This window comes from Bradyrhizobium sp. CIAT3101 (assembly GCF_029714945.1).
Taxonomy (GTDB): Bacteria; Pseudomonadota; Alphaproteobacteria; order Rhizobiales; family Xanthobacteraceae; genus Bradyrhizobium.
In genome coordinates this window covers 4,270,997-4,294,453 of the sequence record NZ_CP121634.1, presented here as the reverse complement: position 1 = coordinate 4,294,453, position 23,457 = coordinate 4,270,997, and the positions used below count along the sequence as shown (strand labels likewise).

The 23,457-nt window shown below is 63.7% G+C and carries 21 protein-coding genes; 9 read left to right on the top strand and 12 right to left on the bottom strand.

Going from position 1 to position 23,457, the window contains the following annotated elements; all coding sequences use genetic code 11:
- Window positions 1-153: 153 nt before the first annotated feature.
- Together QA645_RS20230 and QA645_RS20225 are read right to left on the bottom strand one after the other, a co-directional pair.
- Window positions 154-873, bottom strand: a complete 720-nt coding sequence (locus QA645_RS20230) for an outer membrane beta-barrel protein (RefSeq protein WP_254193949.1) — start codon at window positions 871-873, stop codon at window positions 154-156.
- 358 nt (window positions 874-1,231) lie between these two features.
- Window positions 1,232-2,050, bottom strand: coding sequence for a transglutaminase-like domain-containing protein (locus QA645_RS20225; protein ID WP_283052561.1), 819 nt, complete (start codon window positions 2,048-2,050; stop codon window positions 1,232-1,234).
- Between the two features lie 172 nt (window positions 2,051-2,222).
- Here QA645_RS20225 and QA645_RS20220 point away from each other — a divergent pair, with 172 nt between their 5' ends.
- Entirely contained in the window at window positions 2,223-3,458 is a 1,236-nt protein-coding gene (locus tag QA645_RS20220) for a hypothetical protein (protein WP_283052558.1), read from the top strand.
- Window positions 3,459-3,528: 70 nt separating this feature from the next.
- On the opposite strand, the gene QA645_RS20215 is transcribed toward QA645_RS20220, so the two are convergent.
- The 4 genes from QA645_RS20215 to QA645_RS20200 all read right to left on the bottom strand — a co-directional run bounded on the left by QA645_RS20215 (window position 3,529) and on the right by QA645_RS20200 (window position 8,097).
- Complete coding sequence (locus QA645_RS20215; protein WP_254131819.1) at window positions 3,529-4,461, bottom strand: dihydrodipicolinate synthase family protein; 933 nt, start codon at window positions 4,459-4,461, stop codon at window positions 3,529-3,531.
- A 116-nt stretch (window positions 4,462-4,577) separates the two neighbouring features.
- Window positions 4,578-5,975, bottom strand: coding sequence for an ABC transporter substrate-binding protein (locus QA645_RS20210; RefSeq protein ID WP_283052555.1), 1,398 nt, complete (start codon window positions 5,973-5,975; stop codon window positions 4,578-4,580).
- 211 nt (window positions 5,976-6,186) lie between these two features.
- Entirely contained in the window at window positions 6,187-7,245 is a 1,059-nt protein-coding gene (locus QA645_RS20205; RefSeq protein ID WP_283052554.1) for a LacI family DNA-binding transcriptional regulator, read from the bottom strand.
- A 78-nt stretch (window positions 7,246-7,323) separates the two neighbouring features.
- On the bottom strand, window positions 7,324-8,097 hold the full coding sequence (locus QA645_RS20200) for a helix-turn-helix transcriptional regulator (RefSeq protein ID WP_283052552.1): 774 nt from the start codon (window positions 8,095-8,097) through the stop codon (window positions 7,324-7,326).
- 109 nt (window positions 8,098-8,206) lie between these two features.
- Here QA645_RS20200 and QA645_RS20195 point away from each other — a divergent pair, with 109 nt between their 5' ends.
- The 3 genes from QA645_RS20195 to QA645_RS20185 all read left to right on the top strand — a co-directional run bounded on the left by QA645_RS20195 (window position 8,207) and on the right by QA645_RS20185 (window position 11,229).
- Window positions 8,207-9,286, top strand: a complete 1,080-nt coding sequence (locus tag QA645_RS20195) for a zinc-binding alcohol dehydrogenase family protein (RefSeq protein ID WP_283052550.1) — start codon at window positions 8,207-8,209, stop codon at window positions 9,284-9,286.
- 219 nt (window positions 9,287-9,505) lie between these two features.
- Window positions 9,506-10,270 carry an aspartate/glutamate racemase family protein gene (locus tag QA645_RS20190; RefSeq protein WP_283052548.1) on the top strand — a complete coding sequence of 255 codons (765 nt, stop codon included), beginning with the start codon at window positions 9,506-9,508 and terminating at the stop codon, window positions 10,268-10,270.
- Window positions 10,267-11,229, top strand: coding sequence for an asparaginase domain-containing protein (locus QA645_RS20185; RefSeq protein WP_283052547.1), 963 nt, complete (start codon window positions 10,267-10,269; stop codon window positions 11,227-11,229). Before QA645_RS20190 ends, QA645_RS20185 begins: the two co-directional genes overlap by 4 nt.
- 63 nt (window positions 11,230-11,292) lie before the next feature.
- Here QA645_RS20185 and QA645_RS20180 read toward each other — a convergent pair whose 3' ends face one another.
- Window positions 11,293-12,153: a helix-turn-helix transcriptional regulator gene (locus QA645_RS20180; protein WP_283052545.1), complete on the bottom strand. Its 861-nt coding sequence runs from the start codon at window positions 12,151-12,153 to the stop codon at window positions 11,293-11,295.
- 550 nt (window positions 12,154-12,703) lie between these two features.
- Between QA645_RS20180 and QA645_RS20175 the strand changes: the two genes are divergently transcribed.
- The 5 genes from QA645_RS20175 (at window position 12,704) to QA645_RS20155 (ending at window position 17,795) form a co-directional block, all read left to right on the top strand.
- A complete protein-coding gene (locus tag QA645_RS20175) occupies window positions 12,704-13,888 on the top strand; it encodes a branched-chain amino acid ABC transporter substrate-binding protein (RefSeq protein ID WP_283052543.1) in 1,185 nt (394 codons plus the stop codon).
- 117 nt (window positions 13,889-14,005) lie between these two features.
- Entirely contained in the window at window positions 14,006-14,971 is a 966-nt protein-coding gene (locus tag QA645_RS20170) for a branched-chain amino acid ABC transporter permease (protein WP_283052542.1), read from the top strand.
- 3 nt (window positions 14,972-14,974) lie between these two features.
- Window positions 14,975-16,249, top strand: coding sequence for a branched-chain amino acid ABC transporter permease (locus QA645_RS20165; RefSeq protein WP_283052541.1), 1,275 nt, complete (start codon window positions 14,975-14,977; stop codon window positions 16,247-16,249).
- Window positions 16,246-17,058 carry an ABC transporter ATP-binding protein gene (locus tag QA645_RS20160; RefSeq protein WP_283052540.1) on the top strand — a complete coding sequence of 271 codons (813 nt, stop codon included), beginning with the start codon at window positions 16,246-16,248 and terminating at the stop codon, window positions 17,056-17,058. The genes QA645_RS20165 and QA645_RS20160 overlap by 4 nt, the downstream gene beginning before the upstream one ends.
- Window positions 17,055-17,795: an ABC transporter ATP-binding protein gene (locus QA645_RS20155; protein ID WP_254131831.1), complete on the top strand. Its 741-nt coding sequence runs from the start codon at window positions 17,055-17,057 to the stop codon at window positions 17,793-17,795. Before QA645_RS20160 ends, QA645_RS20155 begins: the two co-directional genes overlap by 4 nt.
- 47 nt (window positions 17,796-17,842) lie before the next feature.
- Here QA645_RS20155 and QA645_RS20150 read toward each other — a convergent pair whose 3' ends face one another.
- From QA645_RS20150 to QA645_RS20130, 5 genes are all read right to left on the bottom strand, one after another.
- On the bottom strand, window positions 17,843-18,547 hold the full coding sequence (locus tag QA645_RS20150) for an ABC transporter ATP-binding protein (protein ID WP_148773668.1): 705 nt from the start codon (window positions 18,545-18,547) through the stop codon (window positions 17,843-17,845).
- Between the two features lie 7 nt (window positions 18,548-18,554).
- On the bottom strand, window positions 18,555-19,835 hold the full coding sequence (locus tag QA645_RS20145; protein WP_200467568.1) for a lipoprotein-releasing ABC transporter permease subunit: 1,281 nt from the start codon (window positions 19,833-19,835) through the stop codon (window positions 18,555-18,557).
- 73 nt (window positions 19,836-19,908) lie between these two features.
- A complete protein-coding gene (gene proS / locus QA645_RS20140) occupies window positions 19,909-21,228 on the bottom strand; it encodes a proline--tRNA ligase (RefSeq protein ID WP_254193962.1) in 1,320 nt (439 codons plus the stop codon).
- A 147-nt stretch (window positions 21,229-21,375) separates the two neighbouring features.
- Complete coding sequence (locus tag QA645_RS20135; RefSeq protein WP_283052537.1) at window positions 21,376-22,938, bottom strand: CopD family protein; 1,563 nt, start codon at window positions 22,936-22,938, stop codon at window positions 21,376-21,378.
- The gene (locus QA645_RS20130) at window positions 22,938-23,456 is read right to left on the bottom strand and encodes a YcnI family protein (RefSeq protein ID WP_283052535.1); all 519 of its coding nucleotides are present in this window, start codon (window positions 23,454-23,456) and stop codon (window positions 22,938-22,940) included. Before QA645_RS20130 ends, QA645_RS20135 begins: the two co-directional genes overlap by 1 nt.
- Window position 23,457: the final 1 nt, after the last annotated feature.

Below are 23,457 nucleotides of genomic sequence, written 5' to 3'. Positions count from 1 at the left end.
ATTGTTCTCATTTCGTTCCGGGGAGTCAAGCCGACTCAGGTGCTTCAAATTGAAATGGTTAACTCGCTGAATTCGCACAACAAAAAAGCCCCGGCGCAAGGCCGGGGCTTTCGATGATCGCCTCTCTCGAAGCGATCAGTCTCGGTACTTTGCTCAGTACTTCGCGATGATCGGGCCGCCGAACTTGTAGTTCAGGCGGACGAGACCCATGTCGACGTCCTGCTTGATGTGGTCGGTCTGGACGCCGGTGAAGGTGACATCCTTGCCCGACAGGAAGATGTGGTTGTACTCGACGCCAACCGACCAGTTCGGAGCGAAGCCGAACTCGAGGCCAGCACCGACGGTGCCGCCCCAACGGGTGTCGTTGACCGAAGCAAACGTCGCGCCGGCAGCGCGCAGCTCGTTCTTGGTGCCAACCACAGCCGCACCGCCCTTCGCGTAGAGCAGGACGTTGTTCCAAGCGTAGCCGACCTGACCGGTGAGCAGACCGAACGAATCGATCTTCGAGCGATTGGTGAAGCCGGTCAGAGCGCTGAGATTATCGCCGGAGAAGTCAGCCCAGTTGCCCTGGCCTTCCAGACCGAACACCCACTGTGCCGACTGCCAGCGATAGCCGACCTGACCACCGACCGTGCCGCCCGTGGCGTTGTGGGAACCCTCGCCGCCAACCAGCGGAGCGGTCTGATTCCAGGTCGTGTGCGCGGAAGCGCCGCCGCCGTTGATACCGATGTAGAAGCCGCTCCAGTCGTAGACGGTCGCGATCATCGCCGGCGCCTTGGTGTAGGGCCGCGCAGCGAGGTCAGCAGCCAGCGCCGGTGCAGTCGCGCTGATCGCGACGAGGCTCACAGCAGCGAGCAACATGTTCTTGTTCATATTAATCCCGTTCCAGTTTCGTCATTAGGCCCCCGGGCCATGGCGTCGTCTTAACAGCCATCGTCGGAATTGCTGTAACCTCGACGCCACAGTTCACCTCAAAGGGCCGCGCTACATTAATGAAAGTTTAGCGAGGCGCGCGCGGAAACCCTTTGAAACAAGACTCTTCAGCAGTTCCAATGTCATCGACGCGACATGCACTGCGAACGCGCGAAACAACGTCGCGCGCACAATCCTGTGATCGGAACATTGATGAATGCGTGCTGCGTTTGCTTTCCGCATTGTCGCCACATTCTCACGCGCGATCGACACAAGCGCGTTCATGTTGGACGCAAGCGCTCCTGCGCGCACGCCTCTCTTAGAGCCAGGGCGGAGCGCTCAACGACGGCGCGATATCGACGGCGCCCTCCTCGCCCCGCTGCGCCAGACCATCCCAGAGCAACAGAGCGGCCTCATCCAGCTCGAGATGCGGTTCGCGCGCCGCACGCCACGTGTCCCATGGCGAGATTTCCTTCTTGGCGAGCGCGAGCAGATCGCGCGCCAGGTTGACGCGCGCGAAGAACAAACCGGAGGTCGTGCCATGGCCGAGCTGCGCGGGATCGATCGCGCCGGCTCGGCATCGTTGCCACGCCTCGATACCGGTGATGAACGCCGTACGCGGAACATCGGTTGGTTCAAAATCGAATTGGAGGAGGTTGCGGTGCGGCTCGTCGAGCTCCGCATCGACCAAGACCCAGCGTTGTTCATCCCGCGCCCAATACTCGCACACCCAGTGATCGTGATAGGGATGCCCTGTAAAGTAACTGCCGAAGCCGCAGCGGACGCGGGCCGGCACGCCGTGCTGGCGAAGAACGGCGCATAAGATCAATGCGTAATCCCGGCACGTCGCCAGGGCTCTCGACTCGCCCGGTCGCGCGATCGTCAGCGGTCCCGGGTCGATCGCCAGAAGTTGATCCAGACGTTTGGACACAGGCAGCGTGGCACGGCTTTGACCGGAGAACGCAGCAGGGTCGAAGCCCTGCCTCTCGATCCAGGCCTCATGGATCAGCAGTCCGTGCAGGATGCGACACAAGGCTGGAATATCCAGCGCGAGGCCGCCAATCAAATTGGCATAAGCGCCGGGATCGGTAAGCGCACTGTGGCCGGCGTAATAGTTGGAAGTCGCAGGTTCACGCATCACGGGCCTGTCGGCGGCAAATCCATGCGCGGGCTCGTCAACGGAAGGGATCGATCCCCGCTTGCGACACAATAAGCTCGCGGCATCCCAACATGCCACTAAAAGTTGTGACCTATCCGATCATCCTGTAACGTCGGCACGTATCTTTCACTGCGTCTGGTCCCGTCAGTTCATGCTTGCCCGCATTTTGCTCCTCGTGGCCGTGCTCTCGCTCCCCGGCACATCGCGTGCAGAACAGACACCGGCCGAGATCGCGGGGTTTGCCTCCAGGCTGACGATCTACCTTGCCAAAGGGTCCCCGGACGCGTGCGGGCCGGGCTGCGATCGCTGGATCGCGATCGAGGGCCAGGTCGATAATGACGCGGCATCCCGCGTTCGCCGCTTCCTCGCCGGCGTCAAGGACACGCAGCGTCCGATCTATCTCCATTCGCCGGGCGGCAATGTGGAGCAGTCCTATGTCATCGGGCGGCTGCTGCGCGCCCGCAAGGCGGTCGCGCGGGTCGGCCAGACCATCGCGACGGCCTGTGCAGCGGGCACGCAGGTGGACGCCGCATGTCTGAAGACGAAGAACGCAGCTGGCGAAGTCGAGGCCGAGTTGACCACCTACCATGCGATGTGCAACTCGGCCTGCGGTTACCTCTTCCTCGGCGCGACGTCGCGCGAGGTGGCCCCTGACGCTGCGCTGGCGGTCCATAACTCCAGGCTCGTCTTTGCCATTCACGGCCATCCGTCCCCGGAAGTGATCGCCGAGTTCAGGCGGCGTCGAACGGCGAGCGGTGACCGCGATCGCACCGCCTATGTTGCCGCGATGGGGATCAGCCGCGAGCTCGATGATCTGATCCGGACCGTGAAGTTCGAAAACCTGCACGTGCTGACGCGCGCCGAACTGTATCGGTTCGGGATCGACACGCGACCGCTTGCCGAGACGATGTGGCGGCTGGAGAAGGGAGCCCGGCCTTACATCAGCAAGTTCGCGACGCTGAAGAACGACAACGGCCCGCCGTTCCGAACGATGGAATGGCGCCTGTATTGCAACAACAAGAATCGCGTGCCGCTGATGTTCGCGGCCGAGATCGATGAGGCCGCGGTCGGCAAACGCACGATCATGATGGCAGCGGACGCGGCTCCCAACGAGGAAGCCGGAGGATTATCGGTGCGGGCCGGCAAATACGAAATGTGGAGCGGCTCGCTCGATTTCGGCACGTTCAGGGCGATCATGGCGTCCCGCTCCCTGCATGTCCGGGAGACCCTGCGGCAGCAGGACGAAACGGCGGACACGACCAAGTTCGACATCGACATGACGGGCCTGGCAACGGCATGGACGCAGCTCGAGGCAAATTGCCCGCCGGCGACGGCCGCCCCGAAGAGCCCCTGGCCATCGGTGCCTCAATCAGGGCGCGGCAGCTAGGGTCGCAGGCGCGTCGATATCATCGACGGCCTGACGTGACGATCGCGGTCCTTTCGAGAGCGCGTCGTGCTCAGCCCGCGGCTGCGATCTTCGCGCGGAACGACTGCTGCCCCTCGACGATCTTGTCGATCAATGCATCGAGCGCCCAGAAGCGCTCGCGAATGTCGAAATCGACCGCCCGGCTCTCGATGCAGGAAAAGGTGCCGAGCCGCTGATGATAGAGCTTGGCCAGTTTCGGATAGCCCATCGGCTCCGCCATCGCGGCCAGCGCGAGGTAGACCGACAGCTCATTCGCCAGCGACGGATGCTTCTGGTGCTGCGTCAGCAGCCATTTGTAGAGGTCGGGGTGGAAGTTCGTGAACACACCGGTGAATCCGGGAGCCCCCGACTTCATCGCGTCGAAGGCGATCGCGGCATTGGCGTTGACGATCCGGAGCGGCGAGCCGTTCGTCAGCTTGACCCGGCGCTGCACGGTCGGAAGGTCACACGAAACGTCCTTGAGAATTGCGAAGCGGCCGCTGTCTGCGCAAAAGGCCAGCTCATCGTCGGAGAGCAGCCGGCGGAACGGTGCCGGGCATTCATAAAGACCGAGGGTCATGTCCCTGGGGAGCCTGTCGAGCAGCCAGGCCACATTGTCGGTGAAATTCGCCCCCGCCAGATCGAGGGACGCGAGACGGTTGGTCACCAGCACCAGTCCATCGACGCCCGTCTTCGCGATCGACGTCAGCTCGGTGAGCTGGTCTTCCCTGGATTCGCTGATGTGGCCGGACGCGATGACGGGAAGCCGGCCGGCAGCCGTCCTGGCGACGAACCGCGCCAGCTCGACGCGTTCGTCCAGCGTCAGGAACTGCATTTCGCTCGACTGAGCGACCGCGAACAATGCGTCGGCACCGTTGGCGATATACCACTCGATCAGCCTTTCGAGGCCGGAATAGTCGATCGTCTTCGCCTCGGTGAATGGCGTCAGCATCACGGGAATGATGCCCTTGAGAGCGATGGTCACAGGCTAGCTCCAAAGAGTGGCGAGCATGGCAGCGGTTTCGCTGCCCGCTCGCGAGTATAGATCAATGGCAAGGGGGAGTCCGCAGCGGCAACACGCGCTGCTGCGGACGCCAGATGTCATTCGCTGACGATCTTCTTGATGCGGTCGATCATCTCGTCGACGGCCTGTTCCGGCGGCACCTTGTCGAGCACCACACGGATCGTGGCTTTCGCCCAGACGTTCTCGTTGTTAACCGTGGTGAACTTATAGTTCCGCGTCATCTCGTAGCCGCCGACGCCGGCTGCGAACTGGTCGCGCAGGATCTTGCGGTGCTCGTCGCCGTTCCAGAACGCCGACTTCACGGCAGCGGTCTTCACCGGGAACCAGCGGCCCAGCGCGCCTTCGACGTACGGCTGGAGGTTTTCGTCCTGAAGCAGGAACTGCACGAACTCCTTGGCGCGCGCCTTGTTCTTCGCCTGCTGGAAGATCACGCCGACCACGACCGAGCTGCGGGTGTGCATCGGCGTGCCGTCCGGCTTGCTCGGCCAGGGTAGCGTCCGGATGCGCTCTTCGTAGTTCTTCTTGGCCTCGTCCCGCTGCTCGGCGGTCAGGGTCTGGTTGGTCGAGTCATCCAGCCACTTGCCGGGGATCGAGATGGTCGGGTTGAAGGTCATCACCGTCGTCTTGTTGTGGAAGGCGACGTTGTTGTCGGCATCCTTCCAGCTCGTCGCGGACGACGGGACGCAGCCCTTCTTGTAGATATCGGTATAGTCCCTCAGCGCGGCAACGAGACCGGCCTTCACCTTGGGATCGTCGAGCAGCAGCTTGCCGCTGTCGTCGACCATGACGACGTTGTAGGCCTCGGCGAAAGTCAGAAAGCCGATCAGGCTGTCGCTGCTGTCCACGCCCATCGGCAGACCGATGCCGTAGACGCGCTTGCCGCTCGCCTTGCGGACCGCCGGCTGCGCCTTGTCGCACCAGAATGACCAGAAGCCTTTCCAGTCCTTCGGGATGTCGCTTTCCTTGAGACCGCCCTCCTCGAGCATGTCTTTCCAATAGTGCAGATGCAGCGTCGCCTGCTTCACGGGGAAGGCGTAATAGCCCTTGCTCTTGGTCTGCTCGTTCTGGAGCATCACCGTCTCGAGTGCGGTCTTGTCGAACTGGTCCTTGAGCGGCGTCAGCACGGAGCTGAGGTCTTCGAGCTTGCCTTCGGCCGCCCATTTGCCGACGCTCTGGAAGTTGAAAGTGTCGGCATAGGCGACATCCGGCACCGTACCGGAATCGAGCGCAGCGACGGTCTTCGGAATGATGTCCTGCGTCGCATATTGCGACAGCTCGACCTTCACGCCGGTCTTGGCTTCGAATTTGTGGATCGCCTGCAGCAGCGCGTCCTCTTCGGCCGAATAGAAGCCCTTGTTCCACCAGACCACGAGTTTCTCTTCGGCGTGCGCCGCCGGCGACGCCGCGAAGGAGCTCAGCAGAAGCGTCACTGCGACCGCGCAGCCGTTCAATGTTTTCGACAGACCAACCCGCATTCCCGCATGTCCTCCCGTGGCGCTTCCCTGCGAAACGCTCGTTACGCTTATGGCAATGAGCCGCGGCTTCTGTAAGCGCTTACATGCAGGGTGTCAATTTTGCCGGAAGAGCCGTTTTCCCCTGTCTTTCAATAAGATGCTTCGGCTTTAGCTTCGTGCAGACCAGCCATCTCGCGAGCCCACCAGCGGGGCACCCTTCCCCGGCCGGATATCACGCGCGATCTTCGGACCAGCGGCCGGAGCTGTCCCGCACCTGCAGCACGGGAACGACCTCTTCGGACTGCGGGCCAGCCTGGCGGCCGGCAACGACTGCGAGAAGCTGATTGGCGGCCAACGTGCCGATGGCCTGGTTGTCGACCTTCATGGTGGTCAGGCGTGGGGCGAAACGCGACGAGATCGCGAGATCGTCGAACCCGGTGATCGAAAAATCCCTGGGCGCTGTCAGGCCGAGCGTGTTGGCGGCCATCAATGCGCCGAGCGCGATGTTGTCGTTGCCGCAAACGATCGCCGTCGGTCGCGCCTCTCCTTGCCGTGTCATCAAGTGCGAAAAACTCTCGGCGCCGAATTCCAGGGTCGAAGGACCGATCAGCAAATTGTCGTCCGACAGTTGCAGACCCGCAGCCGCCAGCGCGTCCCTCACGCCGGCAAGCCTCGCCGCAACACGATCGTTGTTCGCCACCGGCTGGAAGATGCCTGCGAAGCGGCGATGGCCGAGCGAGAGCAGATGATCCGTAATCCGGGTGAAGGCGGCGCGATTGTCGAACCCGATGCAGGGGTGCTCGGACAGCTTGCTGTAGGAGTATGTGACGACATAGGGAATGTCGCGCGCCTTCAGCGCCGCGAACAGCTCCGCGGGATGGTTCTCGCCGACGAGCGCGATCGCCTCCACGCCCCGCGCGAGCATGGCCTCCGCCTGCCGCAAGCCTTCGAGCGGGTCGTAATTGGAGCAGCCCAGAAACAGCGTGAAGCCGGCATTGCTGAAGACGGCCTGCATGCCACCGATCTGACGCGCGAAGATCTCGTTGTCCAGCGTCGGGATGATCGCGCCCATGATGTGCGTCCGGCTCGACGCAAGCGCCCTGCCCGCCGCATTGGGAATCCAGTTGAGCGCGCGCGCCGCCTCCTTCACGCGCTCCCGGATCGCCTCGGAGACCTTGTCCGGCTCGTTGAACACCCGCGACACGGTGGCCGTCGAGACATTCGCAGCACTTGCAACCGCCTCGAGCTTGACCCGGCCGCTTCCCTCGCGCGTTCGTTTCGTGCCAGTCACTGTCCAAGCCCACCCCGGTGTATCCGATGACGAACCTACTCCGAAACTTCATCGTTTCGCAAAGCGGTTCACCCGACCCTACACCGGCGTGTAGATCACGAGCTTCAGCGCGGGATCATCATTGGCCTGAAAGCTGGTGTGCTCGAAATGCAGCACGCCCTTGGTCGGATGGGTCATGGTCTTGCGGCCCGACAGGGTGCCGTGCACCTCATGCGCGCCCCACCATTTGACGAATTCGGGACTGCCTTCGCGCAAGCGCGTCAGCAATTCCGCAAAGGCGGGATCGCCGGCCCAGACGTCGTGGGTGGCGCGAAACATCGCGACCATGCGCTTGGCCACATCGGCCCAGCCCGCGCCGTAGGATTTTCGCGTCTTCTTGTTGGTCATCATCTGGAGTAGCGTGTTGCGATCCTCTTCCGGCAGCCGGCCGAACGCGAAGATCTCCTCGGCGGCCGCGTTCCACGCCAGCACATCCCAGCGCCGCCCGGTGATGTAGGCCGGGTGCGGCAAGCTCTCGACCAGGCGCAGGATCGGCGGCGGCACTGCCTCGCGAGTGAAGGGACGCCTGTCGCCGTCGCGCGCGAGGTCCTTGAGGTGCGCATGCTCGGTCTTGCTGAGGCGCAGCGCGCGCGCCAGCGCATCGACGGTCGTGACCGACGGACTGACGGTGCGGCCCTGCTCGAGCCGGATGTACCAGTCGACGCCGATGCCGGCGAGCTGGGCGACTTCCTCACGGCGCAGCCCTGCGGTGCGCCGCCGCTGGCCTACGGGAAGGCCGACCGTCTTCGGCGACAGCTTTTCGCGGCGGGAGCGCAGGAAATCGCCGAATTCGACGCGGCGTGGGTCGGCCATGGATGTATCCCCGCGGATGGAGGGCTTATCGAGTACTAGGATAATACCAGGCCTTCCCGGCGCGCGACAAGCGGTCCATATGCCCATCACCCCACAATGAGGTGACCATATGAAAGCTGCCGTGCTCAAATCCTTCGGATCCCCGCTCGCGATCGAGAACGTGCCCGACCCGGTGCTCGGCACCGGCGAGGTGATCGTCGATATCGTGTCCACCCGCGTGTTGTCCTATACGAACGAGGTGTTGAGCGGCGAGCGCAAATACGCCCTCGACCTGCCGGTGGTCCCAGGCGCCGGCGGCGTCGGCCGCGTGCGCGCGTTCGGACCGGACGCGACCAAGCTTGCCGTCGGCGACTGGGTGCTGTGCGATCCAACCGTGCGCTCGCGCGACGACGCAATTGCGCCCGACATCACGCTGCAGGGCGTGAGCGCGCGCGGCGACGGCGGCATGCGGCTGCAGAAATATTTTCGCCACGGCTCCTTTGCCGAGCAGATGCGGCTGCCGACTGAGAACGTGAAGCGGCTCGGCCGGGTCACGGACGCCGAAGCCGCACAATGGTGCGCGCTCAGCACCATGCTCGTGCCTTATGGCGGCTTCCTGGCCGCAAAACTCCAATTCGGCGAGACCGTGCTGGTGAGCGGCGCGACCGGCAATTTCGGTACCGCCGCGGTGGCGGTGGCGCTGGCGATGGGCGCGGCCTGGGTCGTGGCGCCGGGGCGCAACGAGAAAATGCTCGCCGAGTTCGTGCGTCGCTACGGCGAGCGCGTCAAGCCGGTGAAGCTTTCGGGCAACGAGGCCGACGATCGCGAGAGCATGAAGCGCGCAGCACCCGGCCCGATCGATTGCGTGTTCGACATCATGCCCCCTTCGGTCTCGACGAATGTGGTGCGCGCCGCGATCATGACGGTGCGCCCCTACGGGCGCGTGGTGCTGATGGGCGGCGTCAACATGCAGGGCGGCCCGGGCCTGGAGCTGCCCTACAACTGGATCATGCGTGAATGCATCACCATCCACGGGGTCTGGATGTATCCGCCGGATGCAGCCATCCGCCTCATCGCGATGGTCCGCGCGGGGCTCCTGCGCCTCGATCAGTACGAGACGAAGGCCTTCGACCTCGACCACGCCAACGAGGCCGTCGCCTATGCCGCCGCCAACGCCGGCCCGTTCAACATGACGGTGATCAGGCCGTAACCGGCCTGCCCGCCGCGGCGATGCGCCGCCGCGGCAGGCGAGCCAGAACCAGGCTGGAGAATTGATCCCGTCGGGACTCTCGAGACCCGCTCTGCATGGCTGCGCTCTCTGGCGCGCTTCTAGCATCGTTTCGCATCATCAAGCGACAGAAAGCGAAATTGGCTTGGAGGTCGCGAAAGACGATCTACGAAGACAAACCATGCAAGCAAGGCCGACACTATGAAGCCGACGACAGAAGGGGCAACGCGCGCATCGATCGGGATTGTCGCCGGTTCGGGCCCAGAGGCCGGAATCGATCTTTGGAGCAAGGTTCTTGCCCGCAACCAGACGCTTTTTGGCGGCGATTTCCGCGGAGACCTCGACGCCCCGCGCGTGGTCGTCTTGTCGGAGCCCACACTGGGCCTGTCGATGGACCTCGAAGAAAACGAAGAAATCGTCTGGCACAGCCTGAAGCAGACGATCGCCGCGATAGCGGTCCAGGCGGATGCCTATACCATCGCCTGCAATACACTCAATCTGTTCGCTCCGCGCATCCTTTCGCTCGGCCTGCCGGGAGAGTTCGTGTCATTCCAATCCGCGCTCTCCGCCTGGGTCGCACGCCACCGTGTCGAGCGCATAGCCCTTCTGGGTGCCGCGCCGGTCACAAGCCTTGGACCGTGGTCTGCCTACCAGTCGCTCCAGGACATCGTCGCGGTCGAGACCCCGTCCAACGCCGCGGAGCTGCACAATCTCATTCTCGACGTGAAACGTCTCGGAAGTCGCGATCCCTCGCTGCGGCCGCGCCTCCAGACCCTCGTCGAGGGGCTGAAATCGGATCATGTCATTCTTGCCTGCACCGAGCTGCCGCTGATCTCGGATATCGAAACCGGCAAGAAACTCATCGACGTCACCGATCTTGTCGCGCACGAGCTGGTTGACCGTTCGCTTGCGGGAAGGCGCGGCGTGCCTCGACCGGGAAGTGCCGTCGCAGGCTTCCAGGCATGATGTCGGGCGTACCCAGCAGCACAGGCGGCTCGGCACCGACGAAGTTGGACCAAGATCGCCCAGCCGGGCTCTCGAACAAACGAAGCCCCGAAATCCTGCTCATTCATACGGGCGGAACGATTGCCATGCGCGGATCCTCCGACGGACTCGCGCCCGCCGCCGGCGTCTTGGAGGACGCCGCCGCCGCGCTAGGACCACCCGGGGCACGGTTGTCGATCTGCTCGTTCGACCCCCTTGTCGACAGCGCCGACATTGGCCACGAGCACTGGAACCGGATTATCTCACATCTCGAAGACTGGTCGGGCGACGGCGCTGTCGTCACGCATGGCACGGACACGATGAGCTTCACGGGAGCTGCACTCAGTCAGTCTCTGGCGGGTGCGCCCTTTCCGATTATTCTGAGCGGTGCGATGCGCCCGCTCGGGACGGGCGGGGACGCTGAATCGAATCTCGAGCTCGCATTGCAATCGGCCCTCACCGCGCCTCCCGGTGTCTGGCTTGCCTTCGCCGGGCGCACGGTCGCAGCGTCCGGACTGGTCAAGCGCCATTCCAGCGCACCGGACTCCTTTCGCGCCGTCACACCGCCGATTGGCGCTGCGCAGTTTCGCCCACGACGTTTCGGCGATGTTCGCGTGGCCATCCTGACGATCTCACCCGGCATGCCCGCCAGCATGGTCTCGGCGGCGCTCGCGGAGCTCGACGGCGCTGTCCTGCGGCTGTTCGGACCGGGCACGATCGTCAGCAATGCCGCTCTCCTCGACGCTCTCGATGCTGCACTTCGAAGAGGGTGTCGGTTACGCGCAGTCAGCCAGTGCGAGCAAGGCGGCCTCGCACCCGGCGCCTACGCGGCGGGCGCCCCGCTCTGGCGTCTTGGCGTGGAAAATGGCGACGCGGAAACGGCCGAGGCAGCGCTCGTCCGGCTTTGGCTGGAATTGTCGGAGGCGCGCCCGGAACAATAGTGACGGGCGGCAAAGGCCTTCAAGGCGCAATCGGCGCCGGCGTCGCGAGCCGCGCCGGCTACGTCATGCATCGACCGGGTAAAACAGCGGTGCACTCGGCTGCATGGTGTTGTCGATCATGTCCCGTATCGAACGCGGGATCGTCGGCGCATCGGGCGCAAACAGCCCGCAATTCGTCAGCGCGGGCCGGACTTCGATCTCCGCGCCCAACCATTCGAACACCACGCGGGAGCAGGCAATTCTGCGCTGGCTTCCGGACGACACCCCCATGATCAGCCCGGTCAACCGGGCGATCTTGTTGCGCCGCGAAGGAAACAGGATGGTCTGCGTGACCTCGTTGCCGGTCAGCGTCTCGTAGTCGATCAGAAATATCCGATCCTCGAGAAACAAGGCGGCGCCGGAATATCGGCACTTGTAGGCCGCGCCCCTCCGCTCCGGATCGGAGAAATGTTCGATACGCCGATAGTAGACCTGGTTTTGGTGCGTAAACAGGTGCGTGAGCCCGCGCAGGACCATTCCCGGCGAGCTCATCGAATAATAGTAGACGTGATAGTAGCCGACATAGCCGCGTAGCGCCGGAAGCGATGCCGCGCGCAGCCGGTCAATGCCATCCGCATAGGGTGGACGCGGCTTCGACGTCCGCCGCTTGAGCGCTATGATGCGCGCAAACTGCGCCGGTGCGAGATGGAATTCCGACGCCTCAACTCCAAAATAATCGCACAAGCGATTGAGGATGTTGGGCGACGGCCGCGCCGCCGCGCGCAGATAACGGTTGAACTGCGTGCGGTTGATGTCGAGACGACGACAGACCTCCGAAACGGACGGCGCGTAGCTACAGGCCAGACGAAGATTCTCCGCAAAGGATCGCTGCATCTCGCTGGCGGAGTCCTCCGCCGATTTCGTAATGACCTTCGCCTGGACCATTCGCCCCTGACGCTATTTGATGCTCCAGAAGCATATTATGGAAACGCCGCCGAGGCGCAAGCGGAGGCCCCCATAATCCGTGATCCCCCAGGCGTCATCGCGCCGATCTGGATGCCCGACCGACGGGGATGACCCCGGCAACAGAGCAGTGGCCGCCGAACCCGCACCGTTCCTGATCGCGACGCACAACCGAAATGTCCTTTTTTTAAGCTGCAAATGCCGCTCTGATCGGCAGGACAATCGGACGTCCTCGAACGTTGGCAATCACTCGCCGCGCCAAATCCCGCGCTAGCCCGCCCTGCTCGTCCAGCCGGGGCCAGACCGAGCCTCCGCCGCCCCACCCTCGGAATCCCGAGCCGATGGACAAGGCCTTTAGCCCTGACCATCCATCTCTGGTGCTATCTGATGCTGCGTGAGCATAAGCAAACGTCATGATGACGCAAGCCGCCAAATAGCCAGCGTAAATCCCCCAATCGATGATCCCTTCCCAGGCGTGTTTGTTCCGATCTGGGTGAGCCGATCGGGCGCTCTCGAGAAGGGGGAAGTCACCATGACATTGATGAAGACTCTGGCTGCGGCCACCACCGGCCTGATGCTGCTTTCCTGCGCAGCGACCGCTCAAGACAAAGGTGCAATCAAGATCGTCACGCAGTCGCCTCTCTCGGGACAGCAATCCGTCGCCGGCGAAGGCATCATGCTTGGCGCCCAGCTGGCCGTCGCCCAGTTCGCCAAGCAGCTGACCGACATGGGCTTCCAGCTCTCGCTCCAGCCGGAGGACGATCAAGCCACGCCGAACGTCGGTGTTGCCAACGCCAACCGGATCCTCAACGACCCCGCCGTGCTCGGCGTCGTCGGCCACTACAATTCCGGCGTGGCGATTCCATCCTCGGAAGTCTACGCCAAGGACAATCTCGCGATGGTCTCGCCGGCCAACACGAACCCGGCGATCACCGATCGCGAGACGACGCGCGCCATCGCGAACCGCATCTGCGGCCGCGACGACGTTCAAGGGCCGGCAGGCGCCAATTTCGCGACCGATACGTTGAAGGCGAAGAAAGTCTACATCATCAACGACAAGTCCGCCTATGGCTCCGGCATCGCCCAGACCTTTGAAGCGGCGATCCGGAAGAGCGGCGCCAACGTCATCCTGTCCACCGGCATGGACCAGAATGAGACCGACTTCTCTTCGATCCTCAATCGCGCCCGCGTCGACCAGCCCGATCTCGTCTACTACGGCGGCACCTACCCCCAGGGCGGCCTGATCATCAAGCAGATGCGGCAAAAGGGCCTGAAGGCAGCATTCCTTGGTGGCGACGGCCTGGATAGCGGCGATCTGCAGAAAATCGCCGGGCCCGAGAACATGACCAACGCCTATTTTACGACGACGGCCTTGCCGCTCTCGCAAATGCCGGCCGCCGCCGCCTTCGCGCAGGCCTACAAGGCCAAGTTCAACAAGGATCCAGAGGTCTACTCGGCTTACGGATACGACAGCGCGCGCGTGGTCATCGAGGCGATCGTCGCCGCAGCCAAGGCCAAGGGTGGTGCGATGCCCAGCCGCGCGGCGGTGGCAGCGGCGGTTCGCGAGGTCAAGTTCGACGGTGTCACCGGCCCGGTCGCCTTCAACAATCGCGGTGACATCGCGAGCGCGAAATACGTCGTGATCGAAGCCGGCAAGTCGGCTGACGCCAACAAGATCGTCAAGGTCATCGACGTCGCAGCCCCCGGCGGGTCCTGAACCGCTGCGATCGCGCTTCATGGCGGCCGCGGCGCCCCTCAGCTCCGCGGCCCGACAACCCCGATCCCTGCCTCACACCGGGCGCCCTCGCCGATTGCGCCTTCGGAAAGCCGCGACATGTCCTTTCAGCTGGTCCTCGAATTGCTTCCATCGACGCTGGCGGATGGACTCATCCTCGGTCTGCTCTATGCCACCATCGCGCTTGGTTACACGATGGTCTACGGCGTCCTCGGCCTGATCAATTTTGCCCACTCCGAGATCTTCATGGTGGGCGCCTTCGTCGCGGTCGAACTGCTCACCTATGTTCTGGCCGGCTCCCCGCTCCACCCCGTCATACAATTGGTGCTCGCCATGATCGTCGCGGCCGCTGTCTCGGCTGCACTCGCGGGCCTCGCGGAGCGCGTCGCCTACCGGCCCTTGCGGCGTTCGAATGCACCAAAGCTCGCTCCGCTGATCACGGCCATCGGCATCAGCCTTTTCCTGCAGGACGCCGTGCGGTTCGTCGAAAGCCTGTTCGGCCAGTTCATCCGGCCGTTCCCGTCGATGCCGTTCTTCGATATTCCGCTGCCGCTGACGCCCAATGACAGCGTTCCGATGAAATCGCTCGTCATCCTGATCGTCGCCGGAGCGATGCTGGCAGGGCTCCGATATACCGTCACTCATACGCGGCTCGGCAAGGCGATCCGCGCCGTCGCAACCGACCGCATGGCGGCCAGCCTGATGGGCATCGACGTCAACCGCATCGTCATGCTGACGTTTGTCATCGGCGGCGCGCTCGCCGGCGTCGCGGGAACGCTCTATGCGCTACAGTTCGGACGCGTGGATCCGTTCTCGGGATTCATTCCTGGCCTGAAAGCGTTCACCGCGGCGGTCCTTGGCGGCATCGGGTCAATTCCCGGCGCCATGGTCGGCGGCATCGTCCTCGGCTTGATCGAGATGTTGATCGGGACATTCGTTCCCATCCTGACGAACAACGCCATAGGCACCGAATACAAGGACATCTTCGCCTTCGGCATCCTCATTCTCATCCTGATCTTCAAGCCTACCGGCCTGCTCGGGCGTCCCTCTACGGAAAAGGTGTAGTTCATGGTCAGCCGCCCGTTTTCCAGATCTGCGTGGCTGATCGCCTATACGCTGGTCGTGACCCTGCTGTGTATTTTCGTCTTCACGGGCAACGGCCTGATGGACACGGTGGCGTTCGTCGCGCTGCTCGTCCCGCTCTTCATGGCGAGCGACTTCGACAAGACCGATCCGCGCGTCGGTGGGCTCGTGCTGGCCTTCGTGTTGCTGTGTGCCCTGCCCGTCATCGGAATGCGCAACACCTTCTATCTCGACGTCGCCATTCAGGTCGGCATCTTTGCGGTCCTGGCGCTGGGGCTGAACATCGTGGTGGGCTTCGCCGGTCTGTTGGACCTCGGATTCGTCGCATTCTTCGCGGTCGGCGCCTACCTCTGGGCCATTGTCAGCTCTCCCCACGGAGCCGCGTTGCTCGGCGCGGGATTCCCGCTGCAGGGTGATGCGTTCTTCGTCATCGTGATCGTCGCCATCTTTGTCGCGGCTGGCGCCGGCGCGTTGCTCGGATTGCCGGTGCTGAGGTTGAAAGGCGACTATCTCGCCATCGTCACGCTGGGCTTCGGCGAGGTCATCCGCGTTCTCGCCAACAACCTCGACAAGCCCGTGAACATCACCAATGGCCCGCAAGGGATCGCCGGGATCGCGCAACCACTCACCGAGGCCGCCCGCGTTCTCGCAACCGACACGGCGGTGCCCGCCTTCAGATGGCAGGCGCTGATCTATTACGCTGTCGTGCTCGCGCTGGTGCTCGTGGCCGTGCTCGCCAATCGCCGACTGGACAGCTCAAGTATCGGACGCTCGTGGGTCGCGATCCGCGAGGATGAGATCGCCGCGCAGGCCATGGGCGTTCCGCTGGTCAGAACCAAGCTGATCGCCTTCGCGACCGGAGCGGCCTTCGCGGGCACGATGGGCGTCCTCTTTGCCGCGAAGCAGACTTTCGTCAGCCCCGAAAGTTTTGATTTCAATCAGTCGATCGGCATTCTCGCAATGATCGTGCTGGGTGGGCTCGGCTCGATACGTGGCGTGATGATGGGGGCCGGGCTCGTCACGATCCTCAACCTGCAGATCCTCAAGTCGCTTTCGGCTGGATTAAACCACCTGCGCGCGACCGGATTTGAGATTCTCGGCTGGTCCTTCGCCAATCTGCCGACGCAGTTCGAACCTTCCAAATACGAACGGCTGATCTTCGGTCTCATTCTCATCGCCATGATGCTGTACCGGCCGCGCGGGCTGGTCCCTGCCGAACGGCGTCCCATCTCAGCGAGAGACGCCGGGAGAGCCTCGTGACCAGCAATCTCCTCCTGGATGTGACGAACCTGCGCAAGTCGTTCGGCGGCCTGACCGCGGTCGATAACGTCACGCTCAAAGTCGCGCGCGGGTCGATCATCTCGGTGATCGGGCCGAACGGTGCCGGCAAGACCACGTTCTTCAATCTGATCACCGGGATCTACCGACCGGACGTTGGCGTGGCGCTGCTCGATGGCGTTGACCTCGTCGGCCTCCGGCCCGATCAGGTCGCAGCCGCGGGCCTTGCGCGGACGTTTCAGAATATCCGCCTGTTCGCGGGAATGACGGCCCTCGAAAATGTCGTCGTCGCAAGATCGATGCATATGCGTTCGGGCTATTGGGGCGCCCTGTTCCGCACGCGCGCCTATGCAAATGAGGAGCATTCCGCGATTGCGGACGCCATTCAACTGCTTGCGTTTGTCGGCCTTGCCGACAAGGCGGACGTGCCCGCCGGCAGTCTTGCATATGGCGAGCAGCGCCGCCTTGAAATCGCCCGCGCGCTCGCCACGAGACCGAAGCTCCTGCTGCTCGACGAGCCGTCCGCCGGAATGAATCCGCAGGAAACGGAGGACGCCAAGGCGCTGATCCTGCGGATCCGCTCGGACCTCGGCATAGCGGTCGTGCTGATCGAGCACGACATGCGGCTGGTCATGACCGTTTCCGATCACATCGTCGTCCTCGACTACGGCAGCAAGATCGCCGAAGGCGGAGCAGACGATATCAGGACGCATCCCAAGGTGATCGAAGCCTATCTCGGACGCGGCGTTGCGGCGCGCACGGCCACATCGGAGAGCGGAAAGACGTCATGACGAATGCATCGGGTTCGGCCGGCCGACCTCTTCTTGAGGTCAAGAATATCGACGTGTTCTACGGGGCAATTCACGCGATCCGCGATCTTTCGGTGATCGTCAACGAGGGCGAAATCGTTACGCTCATCGGCAGCAACGGCGCCGGAAAGACGACGGCCCTTGGTGCGATCTCGCGCCTGCTGCCCATCCGCTCCGGCGAGGTCCTGTTGGACGGACGCTCCCTCGGATCGGTTCCGCCGCATGACGTCGTGCGCCTTGGTTTAGCCCACGTCCCGGAGCGGCGTCGCATCTTTGCCGACCTGACAGTGATCGAGAACCTCGAAATGGGCGCCTTCACAGTCAACTCGAAGGCCGATATCGCCAGCCGAATGGCCGAGATGCTCGAGCTGTTCCCGCGCCTTGCCGAGCGACGCAAGCAGTTCGGCGGTACGCTGTCGGGAGGTGAACAACAAATGCTCGCCGTGGCCCGCGCGCTGATGCAGCGCCCGCGGATACTCCTGCTCGACGAGCCATCGATGGGACTTTCGCCGCTCTTCGTCGAGCGCATCTTCGATATTATCGAGACGATCAACAAAAGCGGGGTCACGATCCTGCTCGTGGAGCAGAACGCCCATATGGCCCTGGCAATCGCCGACCGCGGCTATGTGCTGAAGAACGGTACGATCGTCGATCAGGGCAGCGGTGCCAACCTCATGTCGGACGAGAGCATCCAAGCGGCCTATCTCGGCGCGCACTGACACCCGAGACAATCGTTCTACTGTGCATGGGGTTGTTTTCGCGTTTTCTATTCGAGCTCGATGACCTGACCGTTGGACAGCGACACGCGCCGGTCCATCCGGCCGGCGAGTTCCATATTGTGGGTCGCGATCAGCATCGAGACCTTGGTCGCCTTGACCAGCTGCATCAGCGCCTGGAACACGTGGTCGGCGGTGTGCGGATCGAGATTGCCGGTCGGCTCGTCCGCAAACAGCACGCGCGGCGCATTGGCGACCGCGCGCGCGATCGCGACACGCTGCTGCTCACCGCCCGACAGCTCCGCAGGCCGATGCGTGATGCGGTCGCCGAGACCGAGATAGCCAAGGATCTCCTTGGCGCGCTTGACGCTCTCGGACTTCTTCAGGCCGCGGATCATCTGCGGCATCATCACGTTCTCGAGCGCCGAGAACTCCGGCAGCAGCCGGTGCGACTGGTAGACGAAGCCGATATCGGTGCGGCGCAGCTGGGTGCGCTCGATGTCGGGCAGTTGCGAGGTCGGCGCGCCGTTGACATAGACCTCGCCGGAATCAGGCGCCTCGAGCAGGCCGGCGATGTGCAGCAGCGTCGACTTGCCCGAGCCCGACGGCGCGACCAGCGCGACCGACTGGCCCGCCCACAGCGCGAGCTTGGCGTTGTCCAGGATAGTCAGCGCCGCCTCGCCCTGCAGGTACTGCCGTTTTATCTCGTGGAGATAGATGACCGGTACATCTTCCGCCCCCTGCTGCTGCTCCATCAGCCCCTCACTCGTACCGCAGCGCTTCGACCGGATCGAGGCGCGCGGCGCGCCACGACGGGTAGAGCGTCGCCAGGAACGACAGCGTCAGCGCCATGATGACGACGGCCGTGGTCTCGCCGACGTCGATCTCGGCGGGCAGTTTCGACAGGAAATAGAGCTCCGGCGAGAACAGTTCGGTAGAGGTCAGCCAGGACAGGAATTGCCGGATGGATTCGATGTTGAGGCAGATCACAAGGCCGACGAAGAAACCGACCAGCGTGCCGACCACCCCGATGGAGGCGCCCGTGATCAGGAAGATCCGCATGATCGAGCCTTGCGAGGCCCCCATCGTGCGCAGGATCGCAATGTCGCTGCCCTTGTCCTTCACCAGCATGATCAGGCCGGAGACGATGTTCAGCGCCGCGACCAGCACGATCATGGTCAGGATCAGGAACATCACGTTGCGCTCGACCTGGAGCGCGTTGAAGAACGTCGAGTTGCGCTGCCGCCAGTCGACCAGGAACACCGGCCGGCCCGCGGCCTCCGTCACCGACTTGCGGAAGGCGTCGATCTTGTCGGGATTGGTGGTGAACACCTCGATCGAGGTGACGTCGCTGCTGCGGTTGAAATAGGCCTGCGCTTCGGCAAGTGGCATGAAGACGAAGCCGAGATCGTATTCGGACATGCCGATCTCGAACACCGCGACGATCTTGTACGGCTTGATGCGCGGCGTGGTGCCCATCGGCGTCACCGCGCCCTTCGGCGCCACCAAGGTCACGCTGTCGCCCGCATGCAGCGACAGCTGATCGGCGAGCCGCCGGCCGATCGCGACGCCCTGCCCGTCGTCAAAGCCCTCGAGCGAGCCCTGCTTGATGTTCTTGGCGATCGAGGTGAGGTTGTTCAGGTCGTCGGAGCGGATGCCGCGCACCAGCACGCCCGAGGCGTTCCAGGGCGAGGACGCCAGCGCTTGGCCGTCGACGACGGGGGCAGCGAGCCGGATGCCCTGGACCTGGCTGATGCGCTCGGCGACGTCCTTCCAGTCGGTCAGCGGCGATTCCAGCGGCTGGACCAGGATGTGGCCGTTCAGCCCCAGGATCTTGTCGAGCAGCTCTTTCCGGAAGCCGTTCATCACCGCCATCACGATGATCAGCGTGGCCACGCCGAGCATGATGCCGAGGAAGGAGAACCCGGCGATGACCGAAATGAATCCCTCCTTGCGCCGTGCCCGCAGATAGCGGGCCGACAGCATCCACTCGAAGGGTGCGAACGGCGCAGTTTGAACGGTTTCGGTCATGGTTTCATCCATCGCTCGATAATCCCATGATTCGGGGTCAATTGTGGCCGGATTGGCGGCCGGGATATCGGGCGATGAACAATATTCAGCCGACCAGGCGCGCGACCACGTCCGCCGGCGACAGATTCTCGCGTGAGCCGTCGGCGCGGCGCTTGAGCTCGATCTTGCCGTCAGCCAGCCCCTTCGGCCCGATCATGATCTGCCAGGGGATGCCAATCAGGTCGGCGGCGGCGAATTTGGCACCGGCGCGCTGGTCGGTGTCGTCATAGAGCACGTCGACGCCCTTGGCCTGGAGCTCGGCATAGAGCTTTTCGCAGGCCGCATCGACCGCGGCATCGCCCTGCTTCAGATTGAGGATCGACACGCGGAACGGCGCCACCGCCTCCGGCCATTTGATGCCGGCATCGTCATGGCAGGCCTCGATGATGGCGCCCAACAGGCGCGAGACGCCGACGCCGTAGGAGCCGCCATGGATCGGCACGTCCACGCCGTCCGGGCCCGCCACCATCGCCTTCATCGGCTCGGAATATTTCGTGCCGAAATAGAAGATCTGGCCGACCTCGATGCCGCGGGTGTTCACGCGCTTGTCCGCTGGCACTTCCTGCTCGAACCGCGCAGGATCATGAACGTCCTCCGTCGCGGCATAGACCGAGGTCCACTGCTTGATGATCGGGGTCAGATCGCCCTCATAGTCGACATCCTCGCCGGGCACCGGCAGGTCCAGCACGTCGCGATTGATGAACACGCCGGATTCGCCGGTTTCGGCGAGCACGATGAATTCGTGGCTGAGATCGCCGCCGATCGGGCCGGTCTCGGCGCGCATCGGGATCGCCTTCAGCCCCATCCGCGCAAAGGTGCGCAAATAGGCGACGAACATCTTGTTGTAGGCGACGCGCGCGGCGGCCTCGTTGAGATCGAAGGAATAGGCATCCTTCATCAGGAACTCGCGGCCGCGCATCACGCCGAAGCGCGGACGCTGCTCGTCGCGGAATTTCCATTGGATATGATAGAGATTCAGCGGCAGGTTCTTGTAGGACTTCACGTAAGCGCGGAAGATCTCGGTGATCATTTCCTCGTTGGTCGGCCCGTACAGCAGCTCGCGCTTGTGGCGGTCGGCGATGCGCAGCATCTCTGGACCGTAGGCGTCGTAGCGGCCGCTCTCGCGCCAGAGGTCGGCGAGCTGGAGCGTCGGCATCAACAGTTCCAGCGCGCCGGAACGGTCCTGCTCCTCGCGCACGATCTGCTCGATCTTCTTCAGCACCCGGAAGCCCAGCGGCAGCCAGGCATAGATGCCGGCCGCCTCCTGCCGGATCATGCCGGCGCGGAGCATCAGCCGATGCGAGACGATCTCCGCCTCTTTCGGATTTTCCTTCAGAATGGGCAGAAAGAACCGCGACAACCGCATGGGAATACTCTGGGAATCAGTGATGGCCCGCAGTGAAACCGGATTGGGAGCGAAAACACAAGGCCGGGAATGAGGAAAAGCCGCTAACGCGGCGGAATTCCTGTCATTTTTCCGTTGCCTTCAGGTTCGACATGAACCGTGTTCGCCTTAAGGCGGTGCGACCTCGAGATCGTCCTCGAGCGTGATCTTCTCGAAATCGGTCACCAGCGCGTCGATCCGCACATGCCAGCGGCCGGCGAAGGGCAGCTCGACCTTGCGGACGTGCCAATAGCCGTCAGGCCCGAGTTCGGCGTCGCGCTCCATCGGTTCGATGCCGCGCTCGGGCAGGCTAAGCGTCAGAGTAGCCTCCTTGGCCTTCAGCGGCGTCGCCTCGCCGGTCATGAGCTGGAGCACGAAATCGTCAACGCCGGCCTTGCCCGGCGACACCAGCACCTGGAACATGGCTTTGTCGGTGTGGATGTGGATTGCCAGTGGCGTCTCCGGCACCATGGTCCGCGGCGGCGGCGTGAAGCGCCAGCCGGCGACGACGGCGAAGATACCGAGCGCGGCCCCACATTCGAGCAGGATCGAACGCTTGAGCGCAACCGCCGCACCCTGGCCTTTCGCCAGCGCCGGCGTCAGCCGAGTGCGATTGAGCCCGGCGAGCGCCAGCAGGGACAAGACCAGCGCCAGCTTGACCGAGAGAATGAGCCCATAGCTGGTCTCGACCAGCGCAGAAAGCTTTTCCAGCTGGATGATCGCAAGCGTCAATCCGGTCAACGCCAGCGCTGCGACCACCGGCATGGCGATGCGCGAGAAGCGGTTCAAGAGCGGCAGCACCGCCGGCGTCGGCTTCGACAGCAGCGCCGCGAGCGGTGCCAGCGCGCCGATCCAGAAGGCAACGGCGAGGCCATGGAGAAAGATCACCGGCCGCGTCAGTACCTCAGGCGACGCCGTTGCGGCGTGCCCGGTCATGGCAAGCGAGAGCCCGACGCCGGTGAATGCGATGACCGCAAGCGCGCGCGCATACCACGCGCGGCCCAGCGCCATCAGCGCGAGCAGCATCGCCGCGATGGCGACGAGCAAGGCGGGACCAGCGCTGGTCGCGAACGCGATTTTCCAAGGGGCCCCCGTCGTGATCGATGCCGGCGGCAGACCGAGGAGATCGAGCCCAAGCGCACCGAGAGAGACAATTGCACTCGGCAGACCAACAAGGAGCGCCGCGCGGGGCACTCTCATGCCCGTCATCGACCACGAAATCCAGCGGCCAAAGAATACCCCGCCCACACCGACAAACAATCCGAGATAGAGACCGATCCGCGACAGCCAGATCAGCGCGTTCAACCGGCCATCCTCATTGGGGGGAGGCTGCGTCGCCGTCGGCGTGCCGACCGAAAAGATCACCGAACCCGCGACGGGATGACCATCCTGCGAGATCACCCGGTAGCTCACGACTGCGGTGCCCTGCGGCAGGTCCGGCGGCATCGCGATCGAAATGCCCTCGCCTGATGTCGTGACGGGTGCGTCGTCGCGTGCCCTCCCCGCGCCATCGATCAGCTGGATCGCGCCAGGGGTTACCGCCTCGTTGAAGCGCAGCTCCACCGCCTTTGGCGCGCTCGCCAGGATGCTGCCACTCGCCGGCTCGACCGAGATCAGCGCCGCATGCGCCAACGCGCCGGTCGAAGTGCCGGCGACGACGAACAGCATCGCGAGCGCAGCGAGACGACGCATTACGGCTTGGGCAGAAGCTTCACGCCTGGCGCCGGCGACTTGTCCTCGTGCGAACGCGCGGCCCCTTCGGCCGGAATTTCGATCCAGCGGCTGACGCCTTTCTCGCATTCCTGCACCACCGGGAAATACAGCGTGGTGTCAGGCTTCAAGCTGTCGGTGAGGAAGCTGCTGACGACGAACTCGTCGTAATTGTGGTCCAGCAACTTGCCGCCGGACCAGACCACTTCCTTCACGCCCGAAGTCAGCTTGTTGCCGTGATAGTCGTAGGCGCTGCCATACTGCCCCTCGACGACATCGACGTTCCAGCCGGCCTTCGGCATCGGCTTCACGGCGATGACGCCTTCCGGAATCTGCACACGGATCTTGACCGTCGGCGAGCCGGAGCAGCCATGCGGCACGGCGAAGACGGCCTTGTAGGACGCACCGACCGTGGCCTGCTTGCCTTCCAGATAGACGTGGGCCGCCGCAGGCGATGCGGCAAGCGCAGCCATCACGATCAGCCAGATTCGCTTCGACATG

Excerpts from the sequence above, each read along its gene's own strand:
- QA645_RS20230 (WP_254193949.1), bottom strand. The coding sequence starts at position 873 with ATGAACAAGAACATGTTGCTCGCTGCTGTGAGCCTCGTCGCGATCAGC.
- QA645_RS20225 (WP_283052561.1), bottom strand. The coding sequence starts at position 2,050 with ATGCGTGAACCTGCGACTTCCAACTATTACGCCGGCCACAGTGCGCTT.
- QA645_RS20220 (WP_283052558.1), top strand. The coding sequence starts at position 2,223 with ATGCTTGCCCGCATTTTGCTCCTCGTGGCCGTGCTCTCGCTCCCCGGC.
- QA645_RS20210 (WP_283052555.1), bottom strand. The coding sequence starts at position 5,975 with ATGCGGGTTGGTCTGTCGAAAACATTGAACGGCTGCGCGGTCGCAGTG.
- QA645_RS20200 (WP_283052552.1), bottom strand. The coding sequence starts at position 8,097 with ATGGCCGACCCACGCCGCGTCGAATTCGGCGATTTCCTGCGCTCCCGC.
- QA645_RS20195 (WP_283052550.1), top strand. The coding sequence starts at position 8,207 with ATGAAAGCTGCCGTGCTCAAATCCTTCGGATCCCCGCTCGCGATCGAG.
- QA645_RS20190 (WP_283052548.1), top strand. The coding sequence starts at position 9,506 with ATGAAGCCGACGACAGAAGGGGCAACGCGCGCATCGATCGGGATTGTC.
- QA645_RS20185 (WP_283052547.1), top strand. The coding sequence starts at position 10,267 with ATGATGTCGGGCGTACCCAGCAGCACAGGCGGCTCGGCACCGACGAAG.
- QA645_RS20180 (WP_283052545.1), bottom strand. The coding sequence starts at position 12,153 with ATGGTCCAGGCGAAGGTCATTACGAAATCGGCGGAGGACTCCGCCAGC.
- QA645_RS20175 (WP_283052543.1), top strand. The coding sequence starts at position 12,704 with ATGACATTGATGAAGACTCTGGCTGCGGCCACCACCGGCCTGATGCTG.
- QA645_RS20170 (WP_283052542.1), top strand. The coding sequence starts at position 14,006 with ATGTCCTTTCAGCTGGTCCTCGAATTGCTTCCATCGACGCTGGCGGAT.
- QA645_RS20165 (WP_283052541.1), top strand. The coding sequence starts at position 14,975 with ATGGTCAGCCGCCCGTTTTCCAGATCTGCGTGGCTGATCGCCTATACG.
- QA645_RS20155 (WP_254131831.1), top strand. The coding sequence starts at position 17,055 with ATGACGAATGCATCGGGTTCGGCCGGCCGACCTCTTCTTGAGGTCAAG.
- QA645_RS20150 (WP_148773668.1), bottom strand. The coding sequence starts at position 18,547 with ATGGAGCAGCAGCAGGGGGCGGAAGATGTACCGGTCATCTATCTCCAC.
- QA645_RS20145 (WP_200467568.1), bottom strand. The coding sequence starts at position 19,835 with ATGGATGAAACCATGACCGAAACCGTTCAAACTGCGCCGTTCGCACCC.
- proS (WP_254193962.1), bottom strand. The coding sequence starts at position 21,228 with ATGCGGTTGTCGCGGTTCTTTCTGCCCATTCTGAAGGAAAATCCGAAA.
- QA645_RS20135 (WP_283052537.1), bottom strand. The coding sequence starts at position 22,938 with ATGCGTCGTCTCGCTGCGCTCGCGATGCTGTTCGTCGTCGCCGGCACT.
- QA645_RS20130 (WP_283052535.1), bottom strand. The coding sequence starts at position 23,456 with ATGTCGAAGCGAATCTGGCTGATCGTGATGGCTGCGCTTGCCGCATCG.